This window comes from Mesorhizobium calcicola, from assembly GCF_042682105.1.
Classification (GTDB): Bacteria; Pseudomonadota; Alphaproteobacteria; order Rhizobiales; family Rhizobiaceae; genus Mesorhizobium; species Mesorhizobium calcicola.
Map to the genome: position 1 here is coordinate 109,496 of NZ_JBHUGY010000003.1, position 20,699 is coordinate 130,194.

The 20,699-nt window shown below is 64.5% G+C and carries 9 protein-coding genes and 2 pseudogenes; 8 read left to right on the forward strand and 3 right to left on the reverse strand.

The window, feature by feature from the left end; translation table 11 throughout:
- Positions 1-162: 162 nt before the first annotated feature.
- Both ACFSQT_RS01755 and ACFSQT_RS01760 read left to right on the forward strand, forming a co-directional pair.
- Positions 163-13,071 (forward strand): non-ribosomal peptide synthetase, encoded by a 12,909-nt coding sequence (locus ACFSQT_RS01755; protein WP_379016740.1) that lies wholly within the window; start codon positions 163-165, stop codon positions 13,069-13,071.
- Between the two features lie 196 nt (positions 13,072-13,267).
- Positions 13,268-14,221 (forward strand): 4'-phosphopantetheinyl transferase family protein, encoded by a 954-nt coding sequence (locus tag ACFSQT_RS01760; protein WP_379016741.1) that lies wholly within the window; start codon positions 13,268-13,270, stop codon positions 14,219-14,221.
- A gap of 600 nt (positions 14,222-14,821) precedes the next feature.
- Here ACFSQT_RS01760 and ACFSQT_RS01765 read toward each other — a convergent pair.
- On the reverse strand, positions 14,822-14,977 hold the full coding sequence (locus tag ACFSQT_RS01765) for a hypothetical protein (RefSeq protein WP_379016743.1): 156 nt from the start codon (positions 14,975-14,977) through the stop codon (positions 14,822-14,824).
- Positions 14,978-15,059: 82 nt separating this feature from the next.
- Here ACFSQT_RS01765 and ACFSQT_RS01770 point away from each other — a divergent pair.
- Positions 15,060-15,725, forward strand: a pseudogene (locus tag ACFSQT_RS01770) (DUF7007 domain-containing protein); the annotation flags it as partial.
- 38 nt (positions 15,726-15,763) lie between these two features.
- Positions 15,764-16,090: a hypothetical protein gene (locus ACFSQT_RS01775; RefSeq protein ID WP_208646528.1), complete on the forward strand. Its 327-nt coding sequence runs from the start codon at positions 15,764-15,766 to the stop codon at positions 16,088-16,090.
- A gap of 182 nt (positions 16,091-16,272) precedes the next feature.
- On the opposite strand, the gene ACFSQT_RS01780 is transcribed toward ACFSQT_RS01775, so the two are convergent.
- Positions 16,273-16,464, reverse strand: coding sequence for a hypothetical protein (locus ACFSQT_RS01780; protein WP_120018514.1), 192 nt, complete (start codon positions 16,462-16,464; stop codon positions 16,273-16,275).
- A 98-nt stretch (positions 16,465-16,562) separates the two neighbouring features.
- Positions 16,563-16,742 (reverse strand): annotated as a pseudogene (locus tag ACFSQT_RS39765) (IS1 family transposase); the annotation flags it as partial.
- A gap of 461 nt (positions 16,743-17,203) precedes the next feature.
- Between ACFSQT_RS39765 and ACFSQT_RS01785 the strand changes: the two are divergent.
- The 4 genes from ACFSQT_RS01785 (at position 17,204) to ACFSQT_RS01800 (ending at position 20,277) form a co-directional block, all read left to right on the forward strand.
- The gene (locus ACFSQT_RS01785; RefSeq protein ID WP_379016744.1) at positions 17,204-17,791 is read left to right on the forward strand and encodes a hypothetical protein; all 588 of its coding nucleotides are present in this window, start codon (positions 17,204-17,206) and stop codon (positions 17,789-17,791) included.
- Between the two features lie 304 nt (positions 17,792-18,095).
- The gene (locus ACFSQT_RS01790) at positions 18,096-19,022 is read left to right on the forward strand and encodes an ArdC family protein (RefSeq protein WP_379016745.1); all 927 of its coding nucleotides are present in this window, start codon (positions 18,096-18,098) and stop codon (positions 19,020-19,022) included.
- A gap of 656 nt (positions 19,023-19,678) precedes the next feature.
- Positions 19,679-19,987 (forward strand): type II toxin-antitoxin system RelB/DinJ family antitoxin, encoded by a 309-nt coding sequence (locus ACFSQT_RS01795; protein ID WP_095204709.1) that lies wholly within the window; start codon positions 19,679-19,681, stop codon positions 19,985-19,987.
- Positions 19,984-20,277, forward strand: coding sequence for a type II toxin-antitoxin system RelE/ParE family toxin (locus tag ACFSQT_RS01800; protein ID WP_379016746.1), 294 nt, complete (start codon positions 19,984-19,986; stop codon positions 20,275-20,277). The genes ACFSQT_RS01795 and ACFSQT_RS01800 overlap by 4 nt, the downstream gene beginning before the upstream one ends.
- Positions 20,278-20,699 lie beyond the last annotated feature (422 nt).

Genomic DNA, 20,699 nt, shown 5'->3' on the forward strand with positions numbered 1-20,699 from the left:
TCGGCGTTCATTCCAAGTGCTTTGGCTGAGCTGTCCCCACTCGATCGCACGGAATACTTGGTAACCGCTTGGCTGGTCTATCTCGCCCGCATCACGGGAGAAACCGACCTTCAACTGGGATGGACGCCTGCTTCGGATGGACCGCAAGCTGGGTCTAAGGCGGTGAAGGTGTTGATCGCCCCTGTCGTGCCGATGGAAGTTACCATTGACCTTGCACATGATTTTGAAGAAATGCGCAAGACGGTGGCGGCCGAACTCGCTCAGCTGAAGGCGCACGCTGGCTTTGCCCGGGATCTTATCGCGCGCTGCCCGACATTGCGAGTTGCGGAGGCGCTACGGTTGCGTCGACCATGGCCGATTGGCATCACAGTCACGACAGAAAGCTGCTCCGTCGCTGATGATCTGATGACGAGCCGCAGAGCGGGCCGAGCCCTATGCGGCAATTTGCTGACCTTTGAGGTTTGCGCTCTGGATGGGAGCTTTCGCTGGCACTTCGATGCCAGTCGATTAGCGCCGGAGCAAATCGGCCGCATGACGCAGCATTTGCAAACTTTGTTGCATGGTGTGATGGCTGATGCAGGCCAGCCGGTCGGTCGCGTCGACATCCTCCCGGCCGCCGAACGTACATATCTGGTGGAGGAGTTGAACCGGACGGCGGCGCCTTATCCGTCGGAGCGGTGCATCCATGAGCTGTTCGAGGCGCAAGTGCGCAAGGCGCCGGAGGCGCCGGCGGTGGTCTATGAAAACGAGCGGGTGAGCTATGGCGAACTCAACGCCCGGGCCAACCGGCTGGCCCATCATCTGATCGCCCTCGGGGTGAGGCCGGACCAGCCGGTGGCGATCTGCCTGGAGCGCAGCCCGGCGATGGTGGTGGGGCTGCTGGCGATCCTCAAGGCCGGCGGTGCCTATCTGCCGCTGGACCCGGCCTATCCTTCTCAGCGGCTGCGGCAGGTGCTCGACGATGCCGCGCCGCGGCTGCTGCTTTGCGATGCCGCCGGCCGCGCCGCCCTCGGCGCCGAGGCGCTCGCCGATCTGAGCGTGGTCGATCTGGATATGGCCACCTCGGCCTGGGCCGAACTGCCCGCCTGCGACCCCGACCCGCGCGCCCTCGGCCTGACCTCCAGCCATCTCGCCTATGTCATCTACACCTCAGGCTCAACCGGAACCCCAAAGGGCGTCATGGTCGAGCACCGGAGCTTGATCAATCACACAACATGGCAGGCGGATCGATTCCAGTTTGCTGCCCATGACATTTTCTTGCAGCGAACATCCCCCTCCTTTGATGCCGCCGTTTGGGAGCTATGGACAGCCTTGTCGATTGGGGCCCATGTAGCTCTTCTTCCTCTCGAGCGGCAATTTGATACTCGAACGATTTTCGATCTAGTAAATAAGTATCAAGTGACGGTCCTGCAATTGGTTCCGTCGCTTCTTTCCGCATTGCTCATGGTCACTGACGTTGAGCAAAATGAAGTCGATAGTTTACGATACGTATTCTGTGGCGGAGAGCTCCTGAGGAATGAGCAAGCCGCTAAATGGCTGCAATTCGCACCGCGGGCACTTGTCAATGTCTATGGACCTACCGAGGCAACGATTGACGCAACAGCCTGGGTGTATACCGCTGGATTTAACACGCCGGTTGTCCCGATCGGGCGTCCGATCGCGAACACGCGGGTGTATCTGCTGGACGCTCATGGCCAGCCGGTTCCGTTCGGAGCGGTGGGTGAGCTCCATATCGGCGGGGCGGGGGTGGCGCGCGGCTACCTCAACCGTCCCGAGCTGACGGCGGAGCGGTTCCTGGCCGACCCGTTCGGCGGCGAGCCGGGCGCCCGCATGTACAAGACCGGCGATCTTGCCCGCTACCTGCCGGACGGCAATCTGGAGTTTTTGGGGCGCAACGACGAGCAGGTGAAGATCCGCGGCTTCCGCATCGAGCCGGGCGAGATCGCCGCGCGGCTTTGCGAGCACGCCTGGGTGCGCGAGGCGGTGGTGGTGGCGCACGAGGATCGCGCCGGCGACAAGCAGCTTGTGGCCTATGTGGTGTGTGCGCCCGAGGCCGGATCGGACGAGGCCGATGGCGCGCAGCTCGCTGCCTCCTTGCGCGCCCATCTGGTTAGCCTGCTGCCGGACTACATGGTGCCGGCGGCGTTCGTGCGGCTGGATAGCCTGCCGCTGACGCCGAACGGTAAGCTCGACCGCAAGGCGCTGCCTTCGCCGGCCGATGATGCCTATGCGCGGCGGGCCTACCAGGCGCCGCAGGGCGCGGTCGAGACGGCCCTGGCCGGGATCTGGCAAGAGCTGCTCGGGGTCGAGCGGGTCGGCCGCCACGACCACTTCTTCGAGCTCGGCGGCCACTCGCTCATGGCGGTGCAACTGATGGAGCGGCTGCGACGGCTGTCGCTCGGGGTGGAGGTGCGCACGCTGTTCGCCAGGCCGGTGCTTTGCGATCTGGCCGCAAGCCTTGGCAGCCATCACGAGGTGGCGGTGCCTGCCAACCTGATCGGCGAACAGACCGCGGCGATCACGCCGCAGATGCTGCCGCTGATCGATCTGACCCAACAGGAGATCGACCGGATCGTGTCGACGGTGCCGGGCGGGGTCGCCAACATCCAGGATATCTATGGCCTGTCGCCGCTGCAGGACGGCATTCTGTTCCATCATCTGCTGGCCAGCCAGGGCGATCCGTATCTGCTCGTCAGTGAGATGGCCTTTGCCGATCGCGGTGTGCTCGATCGCTACCTTGCTGCGGTCCAACAGGTGGTGGACCGGCACGACATTCTGCGCACGGCCTTTGTCTGGGAGGGGCTGTCGAGCCCGGCCCAGGTGGTGTGGCGCAAGGCGGTCCTGGAGGTGTGCGAGGTCGAGCTGGATGAGGATGGCGGTCCCGGTCATGAGCAGCTGAAGCGCCGGTTCGATCCGCGTCAGTATCGCATCGATCTTGGCCAGGCGCCGCTGTTGCGGTTCGTGATCGCGCGCGAGCCCGGCAGCACACGCTGGCTGCTGTTGGAGCTGCAGCATCATCTGATCGGCGATCACACGACGCTGGAAGTGATGCATGCCGAAGTGCGGACCGTGGTCGAGGGACGGCGTCATGAGCTGGCAGCTCCGCAGCCGTTCCGCAATCTGGTGGCGCAGGCCCGTCTCGGCGGTTCGTCCGAAGAGCATGAAGCGTTCTTCCGCTCGATGCTGGCCGACATCGACGAGCCGACGCTGCCGTTCGGGCTGATCGAGGTGCATGGCGACGGCAGCGGGGTTGGCGAGGCGCAACGGATGCTGCCGCAGGCGCTGAACGAGCGGCTGCGGGCCCAGGCGCGGCGGCTGGGGGTGAGCCTGGCGAGCCTCTGCCATCTGGCCTGGGGTCAGGTGGTGGCGCTGAGCAGCGGGCGCGAGCAGGTGGTGTTCGCCACGGTGCTGTTCGGTCGCATGCAGGCCGGCGCCGACCGCGCGATGGGCCTGTTCATGAACACCCTGCCTGTGCGGCTCGACCTCGACGGGACCGGGGTCGCGGCGAGCGTGCGCAGCACCCATGCGCGGCTTGCCGAGCTGCTCACACACGAGCATGCCTCGCTGGCCTTGGCGCAACGCTGCAGTGGCGTCGCAGCGCCGGCGCCGCTGTTCAGCGCGCTGTTGAACTACCGCCACAACACGCCGGCGGCCATGGCCGGCTCCGGGACGGAGGATGGTCTGTGTGGCATGGAATGGCTGGGCGGCGAGGAGCGCACCAACTATCCGCTGACCTTGTCGGTGGAGGATTTTGGCGAAGCGCTCGGCCTCACCGCACAGGTGGTGGAGCCAATCTCCGCGGACCGGGTCTGCGGCTACATGCAGCGGGCGCTCGAGCAACTGGCGGAGGCGCTGGAGCAGGCGCCCAGTAAGCCGGTGCGCGAGCTCGACATCCTGCCGGCCGAGGAGCGGACCTACCTTTTGGAGGAGCTGAACCGGACGGAAGCGGAGTATCCGTCGGATCTTTGCATCCACGAGCTGTTCGAGCAACAGGTGCGCCGGACGCCCGAGGCGGTGGCGGTGGTGCATGACGACGAGCGGGTGAGCTATGGCGAACTCAACGCCCGGGCCAACCGGCTGGCCCATCATCTGATCGCCCTCGGGGTGAGGCCGGACCAGCCGGTGGCGATCTGCCTGGAGCGCAGCCCGGCGATGGTGGTGGGGCTGCTGGCGATCCTCAAGGCCGGCGGTGCCTATCTGCCGCTGGACCCGGCCTATCCTTCTCAGCGGCTGCGGCAGGTGCTCGACGATGCCGCGCCGCGGCTGCTGCTTTGCGATGCCGCCGGCCGCGCCGCCCTCGGCGCCGAGGCGCTCGCCGATCTGAGCGTGGTCGATCTGGATATGGCCACCTCGGCCTGGGCCGAACTGCCCGCCTGCGACCCCGACCCGCGCGCCCTTGGCCTGACCTCCAGCCATCTCGCCTATGTCATCTACACCTCAGGCTCAACCGGAACCCCAAAGGGCGTCATGGTCGAGCATCAAAGCCTGGTCAATCTCACAGCATGGCATGTGCAAACATTTTGTCCGCAACCAGAAACCTGCTGCACACTCACGGCTGGAGTGGCATTCGATGCCAGCGCTTGGGAGTTATGGTCTGCATTATACAATCGTAGCACATTGCTGCTCCCGCCCAGAGCGTCAGCAGAGGATTCCCTTGGTCTGCTGCAATGGTGGCGTGATCAATCACTGGACGCGGCCTTTTTAGTCACGCCGCTGGCTGTAACCGCGTTAGAAGGCGAGCTGATAAATCCCACCTTGGAGTACTTGCTTATCGGTGGTGATCGTCTCCAGCGTGTGCCTTCCCTGGGACCGTCGCCAATCAACTTAATAAACAACTATGGCCCTACTGAAGCTACTGTCGTGGCAACCTCGGGACAGCTCTTCAGTGACGCTGTGCCACATATCGGCCGTCCGATCGCGAACACGCGGGTGTATCTTCTGGACGCTCATGGCCAGCCGGTTCCGTTCGGGGCGGTGGGTGAGCTCCATATCGGCGGGGCGGGGGTGGCGCGCGGCTACCTCAACCGTCCCGAGCTGACGGCGGAGCGGTTCCTGGCCGACCCGTTCGGCGGCGAGCCGGGCGCCCGCATGTACAAGACCGGCGATCTTGCCCGCTACCTGCCGGACGGCAATCTGGAGTTCCTGGGCCGCAACGACGAGCAGGTGAAGATCCGCGGCTTCCGCATCGAGCCGGGCGAGATCGCCGCGCGGCTTTGCGAGCACGCCTGGGTGCGCGAGGCGGTGGTGGTGGCGCACGAGGATCGCGCCGGCGACAAGCGGCTCGTCGCCTATGTGGTGGCGAAGCCGACGGAAGGACCGGACGAGGCCGATGGCGTGGAGCTTGCGGCCGCGTTGCGGGCCCATCTCAGTCGCCTGCTGCCGGACTACATGGTGCCATCGGCCTTCGTGCGGCTGGATGGGCTGCCGCTGACGCCGAACGGTAAGCTCGACCGCAAGGCGCTGCCTTCGCCGGCCGACGATGCCTATGCGCGGGCCGCCTACGAGGCGCCGCAGGGCGCGGTCGAGACGGCCCTGGCCGGGATCTGGCAAGAGCTGCTCGGGGTCGAGCGGGTCGGCCGCCACGACCACTTCTTCGAGCTCGGCGGCCACTCGCTCATGGCGGTGCAGCTGATGAGCCGGTTGCCGCAGGCCGTCGGTGTCGAGCTGCCGCTAGCCACGCTGTTCGCCCGGCCGGTGCTTTGCGATCTGGCGGAAAGCATCGTCGAGGTGTTGAGCCGCTCCGGTCCGCAAGAGCTGCCGGCGATTGCGGCCGTGTCGCGTCATGAGCCGCTTGTGCTGTCGTTTGCGCAGCAGCGGCTATGGTTTTTGGCGCAGTTGGACCCGAGCAGCGCCAACTACCACATGCCGTTGGCCTTGCGGCTGCGTGGTGCGCTCGACCGCAGCGCCTGGCGGCGCAGCCTCGACCGTCTGTTTGCGCGTCATGAGGCGCTGCGCAGTGTCTTTGTCGCACCGGAGGGCAAGCCCCAGGTTTGGCTTCTGCCTCCGGATGCGGGGCTGCCGGTGGTGGAGCACGATCTGCGGGACAGGCCGGATGCGCAAGCCGCGCTTTTGGATCTGTGCCGTGAGGAGGCGCACACTCCCTTCGATCTGTCGCGCGGGCCGCTGATGCGCGCGCGTCTGATGCGGATATCGGATGAGGAACACGTCTTCCTGCTGAGCCAGCATCACATCGTCTCCGACGGCTGGTCGATGGGCGTGCTGGTGCGTGAACTCGGTCGGCTTTATCGGGCGTTCGAGGCTGGACAGGACGATCCTTTGCCGCCGCTTGCGATCCAGTATCCGGATTATGCCGCCTGGCAGCGCCAATGGCTGTCGGGGGAACGGCTGCAGACCCAGGCCCAGTATTGGCGCGACGCCCTGTCCGGCGCACCGGCACGTCTTGCTTTGCCGACGGACCGGCCGCGGCCGGCCCAGCAGTCGTTCGCCGGGGCCGGTGTGCCGGTCGTCATCGACGCGGCTCTGACGCGCGGGCTCAAGGGGCTGGCCAGCCAGCATGGCACGACGGTGTTCATGACGGTGCTGGCGGCCTGGGCGGCGGTGCTGTCGCGCCTGTCGGGGCAGGACGACGTCGTGGTCGGCGTGCCGAGCGCCAATCGCGGCCGGCGCGAGATCGAAGAGTTGATCGGCTTCTTCGTCAACACGCTGGCGCTGCGGGTCGACCTGTCGGGCGCGCCGAGCGTGGCGCAGCTTCTGGAGCGGACGCGGCGCACGGCGCTGGCCGCGCAGGAGCATCAGGACCTGCCGTTCGAGCAGGTGGTCGAGATCGTCAAGCCGCCGCGGGCCCTCGACCACACGCCGTTGTTCCAGGTGATGCTGGCCTGGCAGAACAACACCGACGGGTCATTGGATCTGCCGGGGCTGCGCGTGGAGGCTGCGGGGGAGTGGCTCGATCAGGTCAAGTTCGATCTGGAGCTCGACCTTGGCGAAGATGGCGATCAGATCGCCGGATCGCTGCACTATGCCACGGCGCTGTTCGACAAAGCGACGATCGAGCGGCAGCGCGGCTATCTTTTGGCATTGCTGCGGGCGATGGTTGCTGATGCAGGCCAGCCGGTCGGCCGCATAGAGCTGCTGCCGGCCGAGGAGCGGACCTACCTTTTGGAGGAGCTGAACCGGACGGACGCGGCCTATCCGTCGGATCTTTGCGTCCACGAGCTGTTCGAGCAACAGGTGCGCCGGACGCCCGCGGCGGTGGCATTGGTGCATGAGGACGAGCGCCTGAGCTATGGCGAGCTCAACGCCCGGGCCAACCGGCTGGCCCATCATCTGATCGCCGTCGGGGCCGGGCCGGATCAGCCGGTGGCGATCTGCCTGGAGCGCAGCCCGGCCATGGTGGTGGGACTGCTGGCGATCCTCAAGGCGGGAGGCGCCTATCTGCCGCTCGACCCGGCCTATCCTTCTCAGCGGCTGCGGCAGGTGCTCGAGGACGCCGGGCCGCGGCTGCTGCTTTGCGATGCGGCCGGCCGCACCGCACTCGGCGCCGAGGCGCTGGCCGACGTCAGCGTGGTCGATCTGGAGACGGCGACCCCGGCCTGGGCCGAACTGCCCGCCTCGAACCCGGACCCGCGCGCGCTGGGCCTCACTCCCCGCCATCTCGCCTACATCATCTACACCTCAGGCTCAACCGGGACCCCCAAGGGGGCACCAAATGAGCATCGGGCTATTATCAATCGCCTGATCTGGATGCAGAAAGCCTACGCCCTCAATGCGACCGATGTCGTCTTGCAGAAGACGCCATTTGGCTTCGATGTCTCGGTCTGGGAATTCTTCTGGACGTTGCTTGAAGGGGCGACCCTGGTGCTTGCGCCTCCGGCTGCACACAAAGAACCCAATGTGCTTGTAAAATTGATAATCAGCGAACGCATCACCACTGCACACTTTGTACCATCCATGCTGGTCAGCTTTATGGACACGAAGGGTGTTGATCGCTGCACATCCCTGCAGCGTCTCATGTGCAGTGGTGAGGCGCTTTCTGCCTCCCTTGCGCAGAAGGTTCGGCGCGTGTTGCCATGGACTGGCCTGCACAACCTTTACGGTCCCACGGAAGCTGCTATCGACGTTACAGCCTGGAATTGCCCGGCTGATTTTGATGGGTCCGTTGTTCCGATCGGTCGTCCGATTGCGAACACGCGGGTGTATCTTCTGGACGGTCATGGCGCGCCGGTTCCGTTCGGGGCGGTGGGCGAGCTTTACATTGGCGGGTCGGGAGTTGCGCGGGGTTACCTGAACCGCCCCGAGCTGACGGCGGAGCGGTTCATCGCCAGCCCCTTTGTGGAGGGCGACCGGCTCTACCGGAGCGGCGACCTGGCGCGCTATCTGGCGGACGGCAACCTGGAGTTTTTGGGGCGCAACGACGACCAGGTGAAGATCCGCGGCTTCCGCATCGAGCCGGGCGAGATCGCCGCGCGGCTTTGCGAGCACGCCTGGGTGCGCGAGGCGGTGGTGGCGCACGAGGATCGCGCCGGCGACAAGCGGCTCGTCGCCTATGTGGTGGCGAAGCCGACGGAAGGACCGGACGAGGCCGATGGCGTGGAGCTTGCGGCCGCGTTGCGGGCCCATCTCAGTCGCCTGCTGCCGGACTACATGGTGCCATCGGCCTTCGTGCGGTTGGACGCGCTGCCGCTGACGCCGAACGGTAAGCTCGACCGCAAGGCGCTGCCTTCGCCGGCCGATGATGCCTATGCGCGGCGGGCCTACGAGGCGCCGCGCGGCGCGGTCGAGACGGCCCTGGCCGGGATCTGGCAAGAGCTGCTCGGAGTCGAGCGGGTCGGCCGCCACGACAACTTCTTCGAGCTCGGCGGCCACTCGCTCATGGCGGTGCAACTGATGGAGCGGCTGCGACGGCTGTCGCTCGGGGTGGAGGTGCGCACGCTGTTCGCCAGGCCGGTGCTTTGCGATCTGGCCGCAAGCCTTGGCAGCCATCACGAGGTGGCGGTGCCTGCCAACCTGATCGGCGAACAGACCGCGGCGATCACGCCGCAGATGCTGCCGCTGATCGATCTGACCCAACAGGAGATCGACCGGATCGTGTCGACGGTGCCGGGCGGGGTCGCCAACATCCAGGATATCTATGGCCTGTCGCCGCTGCAGGACGGCATTCTGTTCCATCATCTGCTGGCCAGCCGGGGCGATCCATATCTGCTGGTGTCGCAAATGGCGTTTGCCGAGCGCGATCTGTTGGAGCGCTATCTCGTCGCGGTTCAGCAGGTGGTGGATCGGCACGACATCCTGCGCACGGCCTTTGTCTGGGAGGGGCTGTCGAGCCCGGCCCAGGTGGTGTGGCGCAAGGCGGTCCTGGAGGTGTGCGGGGTCGAGCTGGATGAGGATGGCGGTCCCGGTCCCGAGCAGCTGAAGCGGCGGTTCGATCCGCGCCAGTACCGCATCGACCTTGGCCAGGCGCCGCTGTTGCGCGTCGTGATCGCGCGCGAGCCGGGCAGCGGGCGCTGGCTGCTGCTGGAGCTGCTGCACCATCTGATCGGCGATCACACGACGCTGGAAGTGATGCATGCCGAAGTGCGGACCGTGGTCGAGGGACGGCGTCATGAGCTGGCAGCTCCGCAGCCGTTCCGCAATCTGGTGGCGCAGGCGCGGTTGGGAGGCGATGCGAAGGCGCATGAAGCGTTCTTCCGCTCGATGCTGGCCGACATCGACGAGCCGACGCTGCCGTTCGGGCTGATCGAGGTGCATGGCGACGGCAGCGGGGTTGGCGAGGCGCAACGGATGCTGCCGCAGGCGCTGAACGAGCGGCTGCGGGCCCAGGCGCGGCGGCTGGGGGTGAGCCTGGCGAGCCTCTGCCATCTGGCCTGGGGTCAGGTGGTGGCGCTGAGCAGCGGGCGCGAGCAGGTGGTGTTCGCCACGGTGTTGTTCGGTCGCATGCAGGCGGGTGCAGGCGCCGAGCGGGCGCTGGGCCTGTTCATCAACACCCTGCCTGTGCGGCTTGACTTGGACGGCAGCGGGGTCGAGGCGAGCGTGCGCACCACGCACGCGCGGCTTTCCGAGCTGCTGGCGCACGAGCATGCCTCGCTGGCGCAGGCGCAACGCTGCAGCGGCGTTGCGGCACCGGCGCCGCTGTTCAGCGCGCTGTTGAACTACCGCCACAACACGCCGGCGGCCATGGCCGGCTCCGGCACGGATGATATCCTGTCGGGCATGGAATGGCTGGGCGGGGAGGAACGCACCAACTATCCGCTGACCCTGTCGGTAGAGGATTATGGCGAGGCGCTCGGCCTCACCGCACAGGTGGTGGAGCCGGTCTCTGCGGATCGGGTGTGCGGCTACATGCAGCGGGCGCTCGAGCAACTGGCGGAGGCGCTGGAGCAGGCGCCCAGTAAGCCGGTGCGCGAGCTCGACATCCTGCCGGCCGAGGAGCGGACCTACCTTTTGGAGGAGCTGAACCGGACGGACGCGGCCTATCCGTCGGATCTTTGCGTCCACGAACTGTTCGAGCAACAGGTGCGCCGGACGCCCGAGGCGGTGGCGGTGGTGCATGACGACGAGCGGGTGAGCTATGGCGACCTCAACGCCCGGGCCAACCGGCTGGCCCATCATCTGATCGGCCTCGGCGTCGGGCCGGATCAGCCGGTGGCGATCTGCCTGGAGCGCAGCCCGGCCATGGTGGTGGGACTGCTGGCGATCCTCAAGGCGGGAGGCGCCTATGTGCCGCTCGACCCGGCCTATCCGGGCCCACGGCTCAACCAGGTGCTCGAGGACGCCGTGCCGCGGCTGCTGCTTTGCGATGCGGCCGGTCGCGCCGCCCTCGGCGCCGAGGCGCTGGCCGATGTGAGCGTGGTCGATCTGGATATGGCCACCTCGGCCTGGGCCGAACTGCCCGCCTCGAACCCGGATCCGCGCGCGCTGGGCCTTAGTCCCCGCCATCTCGCCTACATCATCTACACCTCCGGCTCCACCGGGACCCCTAAGGGCGTCATGGTCGAGCATCGCGGAATGGTCAATCTGGTGCTGGCTCAGATCAGACTGTTTGGCGTCTGTTCAGACAGTCGAGTGGTGCAGTTCGCCTCCTTCGGTTTTGATGCCAGTGTCTGGGAAATGATTATGGCGCTTGGCTCCGGCGCCGCCTTGCATTTGCCTGCGGATGAACTCCGCAAGGCGAGTAACAAGCTATCGGATTACCTGCGAAGCGAAGCCATCACCCACGCGACGCTGCCTCCGGCCTTGCTTCAGGAAAGCAGGAGTGCGCAACATTTGGCGTCGCAAGCTCTCATTCTTGCTGGAGAGCTGCCGAAGGCCGAACTCATCCGTCGCCTGCCTGCAGCATCTGTTATCAATGCCTATGGACCGACGGAAACGACAGTCTGCGCGACGACGTGGACCTGCCCCGATGACTTTGACGGGCCGATCGTCCCGATCGGTCGTCCGATTGCGAACACGCGGGTGTATCTTCTGGACGGTCATGGCGCGCCGGTTCCGTTCGGGGCGGTGGGCGAGCTTTACATTGGCGGGTCGGGAGTTGCGCGGGGTTACCTGAACCGCCCCGAGCTGACGGCGGAGCGGTTCCTGGCCGACCCGTTCGGCGGCGAGCCGGGCGCCCGCATGTACAAGACCGGCGATCTTGCCCGCTACCTGCCGGACGGCAATCTGGAGTTTTTGGGGCGCAACGACGAGCAGGTGAAGATCCGCGGCTTCCGCATCGAGCCGGGCGAGATCGCCGCGCGGCTTTGCGAGCACGCCTGGGTGCGCGAGGCGGTGGTGGTGGCGCACGAGGATCGCGCCGGCGACAAGCAGCTTGTGGCCTATGTGGTGTGTGCGCCCGAGGCCGGATCGGACGAGGCCGATGGCGCGCAGCTCGCTGCCTCCTTGCGCGCCCATCTGGTTAGCCTGCTGCCGGACTACATGGTGCCGGCGGCGTTCGTGCGGCTGGATGGGCTGCCGCTGACGCCGAACGGTAAGCTCGACCGCAAGGCGCTGCCGGCGCCGGCCGACGACGCCTATGCGCGGGCCGCCTACGAGGCGCCGCAGGGCGCGGTCGAGACGGCCCTGGCCGGGATCTGGCAAGAGCTGCTCGGGGTCGAGCGGGTCGGCCGCCACGACCACTTCTTCGAGCTCGGCGGCCACTCGCTCTTGGCGGTGCAGCTGATAAGTCGAGCCTCAAATCTTGGACTGAAGTTTAGCGCCAGCGATCTCTTCCAGACATCCATTTTGAAGGACCTTGCATCGAAGCTCAATTTGGAATCACAACCAAGTAATCCGGGAGTGATTTCCATTCGTCCGACGGGATCGCAACCGCCGCTCTTCTTTGTTCCGACAGGGATGGGAGACAGTTCCTATGCCGTCAAATTGGTAAGCGAAATGGACATAGACTGTCCCGTTTATGCTGTGTCATGGCCAGATTTCGATGAACTTTGTCCACCATCTCTCGAAGAAATAGCCGCGCAGGCTATCGAGGGGATGAAAGAGATCCAGCCGTCTGGGCCTTATCGCCTCGCAGGATACTCATCAGGTGGGATCTTGGCTTACGCAATTGCGCAGCACCTGTTGAGGCTGGACGAAGCTGTTTCATTCATGGCGCTGATCGATGTTACGCTCCCGGCGAACTTGACAAGGATATCACCCATCCAAATGGTGCGAGACGTGGTGCTGGATTCTTTTGAGTCCTTTGAGGATGAGAGCTTCGAACTGTTGGAGCAATTTGCTCGACACAGTTCAATCGCTCAGCTGCTTGGAAAGGCGCAGCAAATTGGAGCGATCGCTTCAAAAGGCGATCTCCGAGACGAAGTGGTGATGTATGAAAAGGTCGCCCGATTTCACGAGGCGCTACAGGCGTACCAAATCCCATCCCTGCCAATTGAGATACATCAGTTTTATGCCACCGAGGCTCTGTTCAGTTCTCGGGCGCGACAAGCTGAGACTTCATTGGGCCCCGAGGCGCGTTCGCCCATGCGCGGCTGGGACCGGGTCTTGAGTCGAGAGGCCATTACTGCCGTACCGATTGGAGGCGACCACGTGACGATGATGAGTGATCTGGAAAGCCGCAAAGCTCTGGCCCGAGCCATCTCTGCGCACTTAACCGCGATTAGTGAAAGGGATCTCTAACGAGCTCCAAAGTGTCCGGCGCCCAGACCAGGTTCGGTCTCGAAATCCCGACAACACCCTGAATGGCCCTGGATCGATGCTCCAAAGACGGGAACACTCATATGTTGGCTGGCGCCGCTGCTGACCGACGGCCGGGTCGGATTAAGTCCAAACTTCATTGGCTGAGCTCCTCGAACGGCTCAAAGGGACCAAATAGATGGAGATTTTCACGATTGATCGACAGAACGTCATCGTCGGCATTCGTCCAATAGAACGCGATGACCAATTCGCCATGTACGCTTCCGAAGTTGCGTCTATGGGACGCGCTGTTCCCAAAGTCCGCCGCGAAAGCGGCGCCGCAAGAGTGGTTGCCCGAACACTTCTTGCGCAACTGGGGTTCCCATCGATGCCGATCTTAAAGACGCGGTCTGGTGTTCCGATCTGGCCGCCCGGGCTCGTCGGGTCTTTGGCGCACCACGATACAGTAGCAGCCGCCGCTGTTGCAGGGACGCAAAGGATTGCATCTCTCGGCATCGACATTGAGCCTAATGAACCTCTGCCGGATAACCTGATCGAATTGATCGCCACCCCTAATGAGCAGCGCATGTACGATCTGCGTCTGCTCAAGCGGCGGGATCTCTTCGTCTTGAAGGAGGCAGTGTATAAGGCGTATTTTCCGCTGTACCATCAGTTCCTTGAGTTTCAGGACGTGGAAATTGATATCACTGCGCGATTAGCACACGTGTCGAAGGCAAATTGCACCTTCGCGCTCGAGTTACTTATTTCCAAGAATGTAATCGGTTTGGCATATTCCCGGCCGATATGCGGCAGCCCGGAACCACCAGACCATCACGGGCTGGCGATACGCAACGACGCCACTTGGTGTGATCGTGCCGACGACGCCGATCGGGTGCGTGATCAACATCATGCGGCGCCCCGTCGAGGGTGCCGAGATTGTCTTGCCCGCAGATGCGGTTGGCCCTTCTCGGCGTACCACTGGAGATACGCCGAGGCATGTGGTTCCGATTTTGCTTTGGCAAGGGGCTTGCCGATTTCGGTAGTGAGGATCGCGGCGAGATCGTGTGTGGTCGACGATCGGCTGTTGCCATTGCCACAGCGTTTCGCTGCGCTCGCGGGCTGTGAGCCACCCATTTCGATCTGTGCGACATAAGCCTCGATCGCCGCGCGCGTCTTCTCGACGCCCATGTCGGGAAGTTCCGCCAGTATTCGCTGGTCGAGGGATTGACGACCTCGAACGTGCGCCCGCCGCCCGGCGCGCCAAGTGCCGGCACACGGGCGAACAGGTCAGGCGATATTCAGGTGGCAGACCATCGCCAGGCACAGGGCAATACTGGTTTCCTCCCTAACACGGCGGATATCGGCAGTGTCTGTTCCGCGACTTCCAGATCCGAACAAGGCCTTGCCCAAGCAGCTGGTAGACTACTGTACCCGAGTGGAAAGGAGGTATGTTCGAAACTCGACAACTCGGTTTTGGTAGCTGAAGAAGTTGAGTAATGCGAGATCAGCGTTCGCCAGCGGCAGACGCTGCATGGTATAGCGACAGCGCCAGCCACCCTTGGCTCGTCCGCGCAAAAAGAAGCCCGCATGGGCAGGACCTTGCCGCAACCCGGCGACTTGCCCGATAAGGCTCGATTTGGCCCGCGAAATCGCCTCTCGCGGGCCTTATGAGATCCCAGCAGCCACGAGGCCGGACTTTGCTTCTGCCTAGCCACTCTCGGCGAGAGAAGGAAGGCGAAATTGACTTCCAGGCTTATCCTTTCGTGTCCAGCCGCGGGCCAACGACCATGATGGCGGGCTCGACGGAAAGCAGCTTCTTCGCCATCGCCTTGACCTTATCGCGGGTCACTTCCTCGATAAGCGCGGAACGGCGCTGGATGTAGTCGATGCCGCGCTTGTCGATCTGCAAACCGAGGAGCGTTGCGCGGCGACAATTACGGTGTCCGGTTGAGCGACAACTATGATGGCCGGTAGGAGCGCTTGTCAGGTCCGGCTGCGTCGAGGACGAAGTGGCCTTTCTGGGCCGCATGATCGAGCAGGCTGACCACAGCCGCGAGCTGCGAGGTCTTGACCGCCAAACTGTGTGCATGGACTGCAGCACGCCATGGGGCGCGTCGCAAGGCGCCACCGTCTACGCGGACGAGATCGTATCCCATACCACGGCCGGACATGGCGGCTTCAAGCTCTCTGCCGCGCGCAATGCGAGGGTCCATCCTATGCTGCGGGCGGAAGACGCCTGTTACGAAGAGGACGCGGAATGGGCGATCGTCGCGCTCACCTTTCCGGACCTGTTCACGACCTACGAGCGAAGAGCCGCCGACACAGCAGTCCGCGACTCCTGGCCTGATGCCTGGGAAGCGATCTCCGGTCGTTCTCTCGCTCCCGGCGAGTCCCACGAGAAGGATGCCCAAGAGTTCGCGCGGGTGCATGCCGACGACTGGATCGCTCTCACCGCCCTCCGTTCAGATCATGCCGGGATGACCGAGGTGATCGCCACCATCGGCGGCAAGCGCGAGGAAGGGGTTGAACAGCGTCGCTTTCTCGTGCCGAGCGACGACTACGCTGTCGGCCGCTTCGGCTTCGTCATCGATGAGACGAAGCATGCCGCCTATGATGGTCCCTCGAGCTTTCCCAGCTGGCGCGGGAGGGTCCCGTAATGTCGGGTCCGCCAGAACAAGCCGCGCAGCTTTTCCGCATGGAAGCGGCGCGGCGGCAGACGCAGCACCAGCTCGATCTGATCGACCGGCAGATCACGCGGCGCATGACAGCGATCATTCCGCTGCTTGGCCGGCGACAGGCCACCCTTCGCCGCGGTAAGGCGCCGGAGCCGGGCGCCTTTCTGGAACGGTATCGCGCGACGCTGGCGGCGCTGACCGCCGAGCGTCAGCCGGAAGTTGACGCGCTCACCCGAAAGCTTGCCCGACAGGACGTTGCCATCGCGGCCGTTCGGGCGCGCCACCTGCTTCCCCTTGATCCGGCAAAAGGTCCAAATGACGCCTCAAGCGAAGGGGAACGCTCATGAGCACGATTGGCGAACTGGCGCGAAGCGCCGGGATCGGCTCGTCGCCCCAAGAGCGCACAGCATTCCGGTTTCGGTTCCACCGTCTGCCAAGGGTCGAATGCCGGAAGGCCGGTGTGACTTTAGCATTGGATTATATGAGAACGTCCAACGGACGTATCAGGAACGAGTATGGCTATCGACCCTCAGGCCAGTTTCGGCCTGATTACACTGATGGCATCAACTATGGCGTCGGCGGCCTGTCCGTCGAGCACGATTTCTAACAGGCCCATTGTTGTGCTGATGGATAGGATGCCGAGCGCGCCTTTCTGATCTTCGACCGTGCTGACATGGATTTCGGTCGGCACGAAAGGGGCAGCCTTCTTCGTCGGGTTCATGGTTGCTCGCGTCACTCGGGCGACCTCGACAATCGCGCAACTCGGTGACAGGTGCAAGCAGCCTTGGGCGGCCACGGGCTTGGTACAGCAGCGCTCGATCTCTCATTATGTGCGCCAGTGCGTTCGGCAGGACTGTAGCGATCCTTGGCGCTTTCCGCAGAGTTGCCATAGAGCTTTACCAGCATGGCGTCATCGATCTCGGCACAATACGCGCCCTCGACGGCTTCCAGGTATGTCCTGTGCCTGTCGCTGGTCAGCTGGACGCGGTTGGCGAGCCGTATCCGCAAGACCATGCCCGTGCTCATCTCATGCCGCAAACGGTCTTCTGAGAGTTGGGCGGAGAGCCGGCCCGACCCGTTAGGTCCCATCGAACGAGTGCACGCTTCCGGCAGACTGAAATATGCAGCGGCGCTGTTGGTGGCGCCCTGTTCCCTGGCTTCCGTTGTCGGACCAGGCCCTTGGCCGATCTGTCCTTCGGTTTTGCTGCGGTCTGAACCGGCGGCCGTCCGTTTCAAGGCCGCTTCGCGCCGCGGGGCGGCCGGACCGCGCCGTCCTCGCAAAGCAGGTTTGCGCGCCGCGCGAGGTCAGGATGACCTGCTTGCGCGCATACCGGCTCCGCTCGTCCTGGCGGGCCTGGACCCTGAAACGCCCGTCTTCCGCCGGTTCCTTTCGACCGCACCGAAGGACAGATCGGCCAAGGGCCGGACCGCTTCGGAGGAAACCACGAAAGGAAGACCCCATGGCCAAGCCCGCAACCCAATCCCGCCAGTCCGCCCGCCTTGTGCAGCTTCGAAAGGGCGCCACCCTCGAAATGGTCCGGCTCACGTGCCCGGACGCCGCTCAGGCGACGGCGATCGCCGGCAGCTTCGGAACGGCCGTGATCGACGGCGACGGGATCCGTGACCTGCACCAGCGCCTGATCATCGAAACCGCCGACGGCCTCTCCGAGGGGCTTGGCGAACGGGCGATGCAGATCCACCTCCAGCGCATCGTCGGCGCCTATGTCGGGTCCGCGCACGGCGCCGGCCAGTTCTACTCCCGCGCCGTCACCGAAGCACGCGATGCCACCGCCAAGGCCGCCAATGACGCGCGCGACGAGGACCTCGACGGTCCGGTCGGTTACGACAGCGCCGCCCAGCGCAAGCGCGAATTCGCAGCCGACATGGGTATCCAGGCCCATTCGCTCCGCATGGCCGCGCAAGGCGCCGTTGCCGCCTACGAGCAGATCGTCGGCGAGGTCTGGAAGCCGTTCGAGCGTCCCGTCGAGAATCCCGGCCAGAATCTCGACCGCAAGGCGGCCGAGCAGCAGATGGCGGCACTCGGTTGAGCCGCCCATCGGGCAAGGCCCAGGCCTTGCCCGTCACACCGTCTTATGGGGCCGGTCCTGCCGCGACCGGCCTTTTCCGTGTCGCGCCCCGCCGGCCAAGGGACGAAGAAAGAAGAACGGAAGGGAGCCGCACCCCGCGTCCCGTCCCGGATGGCGGTCCTGCCCGGTCCGGCGGGTCGCGCAACGGCTTCGCCGTCCTCCTCTTCGTTGCGGTCCTGTGGATGCGCATCCCCCCTGATAGGCCAGGCGACGGACGCCCGTGACGGGCCGCGATGGGCGCGGCTCCCAAATGGAGGTTCAGGACATGAAAGCCAGGGCAAACGGATCACGCACCGACATCTATGCGCGGATCACCGACAAGATCGTTGCCGATCTGGAGAAGGGCGTTCGCCCATGGGTCCAGCCATGGAGTAAGCGCAACACCGTCGGTCGGATCACCCGACCGCTGCGCCACAATGGCGAGGGCTACACAGGCGTGAATGTGCTCCTTCTCTGGTCCGAGGGGATCGCACGCGGCTTTTCTTCGCCAATGTGGATGACGTTACGGCAGGCGAACGAACTGGGCGCGCATATTCGCAAGGGTGAGAGTGGCGCGACCATTGTTTATGCAAGCCGCTTCACCAAGACCGAAAAGGACGCCGGGGGCGCCGAAGTCGAGCGCGAGATCCCGTTCCTGAAGGCGTACACCGTCTTCAACTGTGACCAGATCGAGGGTCTGCCTGACCATTGCTGCAGGCATGCGGACCCGGTCCCCAATCCGGTCGAACCGATCGAACACGCCGAGCGGTTCTTCGGTAATACAGGAGCGACGGTGCGCTATGGTGGCGACAAGGCCTATTATTCGCCGGCTAGCGACCATGTGCAGTTGCCTTTTCCCGAACAGTTCAAGGACGCCGCGTCGCTAGTCGCTACGAAAGCCCATGAGATTCTGCATTGGACCTCCGCCCCTCCTCGACTGAACCGGGACCTTAGCCGATATCATCACGACAAGACCGATCGGGCGCGAGAAGAACTTTTAGTCGAAATTGGCGCCAGTTTCATTTGCGCCGATCTGGGCATTGTGCCGGAGATGGAGCCGCGGCCGGACCACGCCAGTTACCTACAGTCCTGGTTGCGCGTCCTTCAGGAAGACCGCAGGGCGATCTTTTCGGCCGCCGCCCATGCGCAGCGGGCGGTCGCCTATCTGCATGGCCTACAGCCGCGGACGGAAACGGAGCGGAAGGCAGCCTGATGCTTCACGCTCCGCTGGTTGCCGGGCGGACCCCGGTTTTCTCCGAACCGCCCTGCGAGCGCGCTTGCTCGGCACCGGCGTGAAATCCGGTCGCCCAACCACGCGGTAGTCGAATCCTGGATCGGCATCTCCACCGCCAAAATGTTGCGGGCAAAACCCACCATGCCCGCAACCTGTTCCTCCTCGCTCCACACCGCAACCAACCGCAAGGGTGGCTCTGGGCCGCTTCGCAGATCCGCTCCCGCGTCAGCCGTATCGTTCTTCTGGCGCTTGGCGACAGGCTTCGCCCAGCCCAGAGCGATCAATGACGACATGTCCAAGGTTGGTGAACTCCCGAGCCCAGGAGTGGGTGCTGCCGGCATACACTAAATGCACTTATCCCCACGGCGCGCATCATTAGCATTGGATAATGTGAGAACATCCAGCGGACGTTTCCGGAACGGGTGAGAGCTCCAGCGGTTCTCGTTCAAATTAAGCTCGGCCCCGATTCGCGGCGCGGTGCTCCTTCTGGGTGCAGCAAGGGTCCGACCTGTCGACGGTCGCCGATCGCGGGCAGCTGGATTGTGGCCGAGTGAAGGTGAGGACATGCACCGCGTATAGAGGACTGGCGATCGTCATTCAATTGCATTACATTTTCTGCAGAAATGGAGGCGCTGATGGCCGCGAACGCCCTTGTCCAGACCCGTATCGATGCCGACGTCCGGGATCGGGCGTCCGCCGTGCTCGAAAGCATGGGGCTGACGGTCTCCGATGCCGTGCGGATCCTGCTCACGCGTACCGCCAATGAGGGCGCGCTGCCGCTCGAACTTGTGACCAGCAGCGAGGCGCATGATGCCTGGTTCAGGGGCAAAGTGCTGGAGGCGCTCACCGATACCAGGCCCGACATGCCGGACGATGAGGTCGAGGCGCATTTCGCGAACCGGCGTGCGGCGGCACGGCGGAGGCGCGGCGACCTGGCATCGTGAAGCTCGTATGGTCTGCCTTGGCGCTTTCCGATCGCGACGGCATATTTACCCACATCGAGGCTGATAATCCGGCGGCCGCCATAACGGTCGATGAACGGATCGAGGCTGCGGCCCGCCGTCTTCGGGATTTCCCGGAAAGCGGCCGTCCGGGCCGGATTGCCGGGACACGCGAACTGGTCGTCACCGGCACGCCCTATGTGGCGGCCTATCTAGTGACGGAGACCACGGTCCGCATTCTGCGTGTCCTGCACGGCGCGCAGCAATGGCCGGACGCTCCGCCCGAATGCTGATGTTTCATCAGCCCCGCTTTCCAACCTAGTGATCGGCACCCGGCTGTACCCGCAAAAAGCCCCGCCCCGGCGGCCCGTTTCCATGTGGGGGGGACAGTGACACGCCGCAGGCCTGTTCGGGGGAGGTGGTCGTCTCTGTCTCGCCCGGCCTGCAGGAGACGATGCCGGGAAAAGTCGGATCGCCCAGCTTGACCGAGAGCCTTGCCACTTGCGGGAGCGATCACTCAATCGGCTTCGACCAGCGCGCCATCATCAAGGCGAGGCGGACGTGGCGCCGGCAGAGGCGTCGACGCGGTGGCCAGCATCGATGTCGCGAGGCGAGCGGTGCTGATGACGCGGTATCCCTGTTTTTCGTGGGTAATGGCGCCTACGACGCATGATCCAGGTTCCTTCCCGTCTCACACCTTGGCGCACCAACGCAG

Bases quoted from the DNA above. Each gene is read 5' to 3' on its own strand.
- ACFSQT_RS01760 (WP_379016741.1), top strand. From the start codon at position 13,268: ATGGAGATTTTCACGATTGATCGACAGAACGTCATCGTCGGCATTCGT.
- ACFSQT_RS01775 (WP_208646528.1), top strand. From the start codon at position 15,764: ATGGAAGCGGCGCGGCGGCAGACGCAGCACCAGCTCGATCTGATCGAC.
- ACFSQT_RS01780 (WP_120018514.1), bottom strand. From the start codon at position 16,464: ATGAACCCGACGAAGAAGGCTGCCCCTTTCGTGCCGACCGAAATCCAT.
- ACFSQT_RS01785 (WP_379016744.1), top strand. From the start codon at position 17,204: ATGGCCAAGCCCGCAACCCAATCCCGCCAGTCCGCCCGCCTTGTGCAG.
- ACFSQT_RS01790 (WP_379016745.1), top strand. From the start codon at position 18,096: ATGAAAGCCAGGGCAAACGGATCACGCACCGACATCTATGCGCGGATC.
- ACFSQT_RS01795 (WP_095204709.1), top strand. From the start codon at position 19,679: ATGGCCGCGAACGCCCTTGTCCAGACCCGTATCGATGCCGACGTCCGG.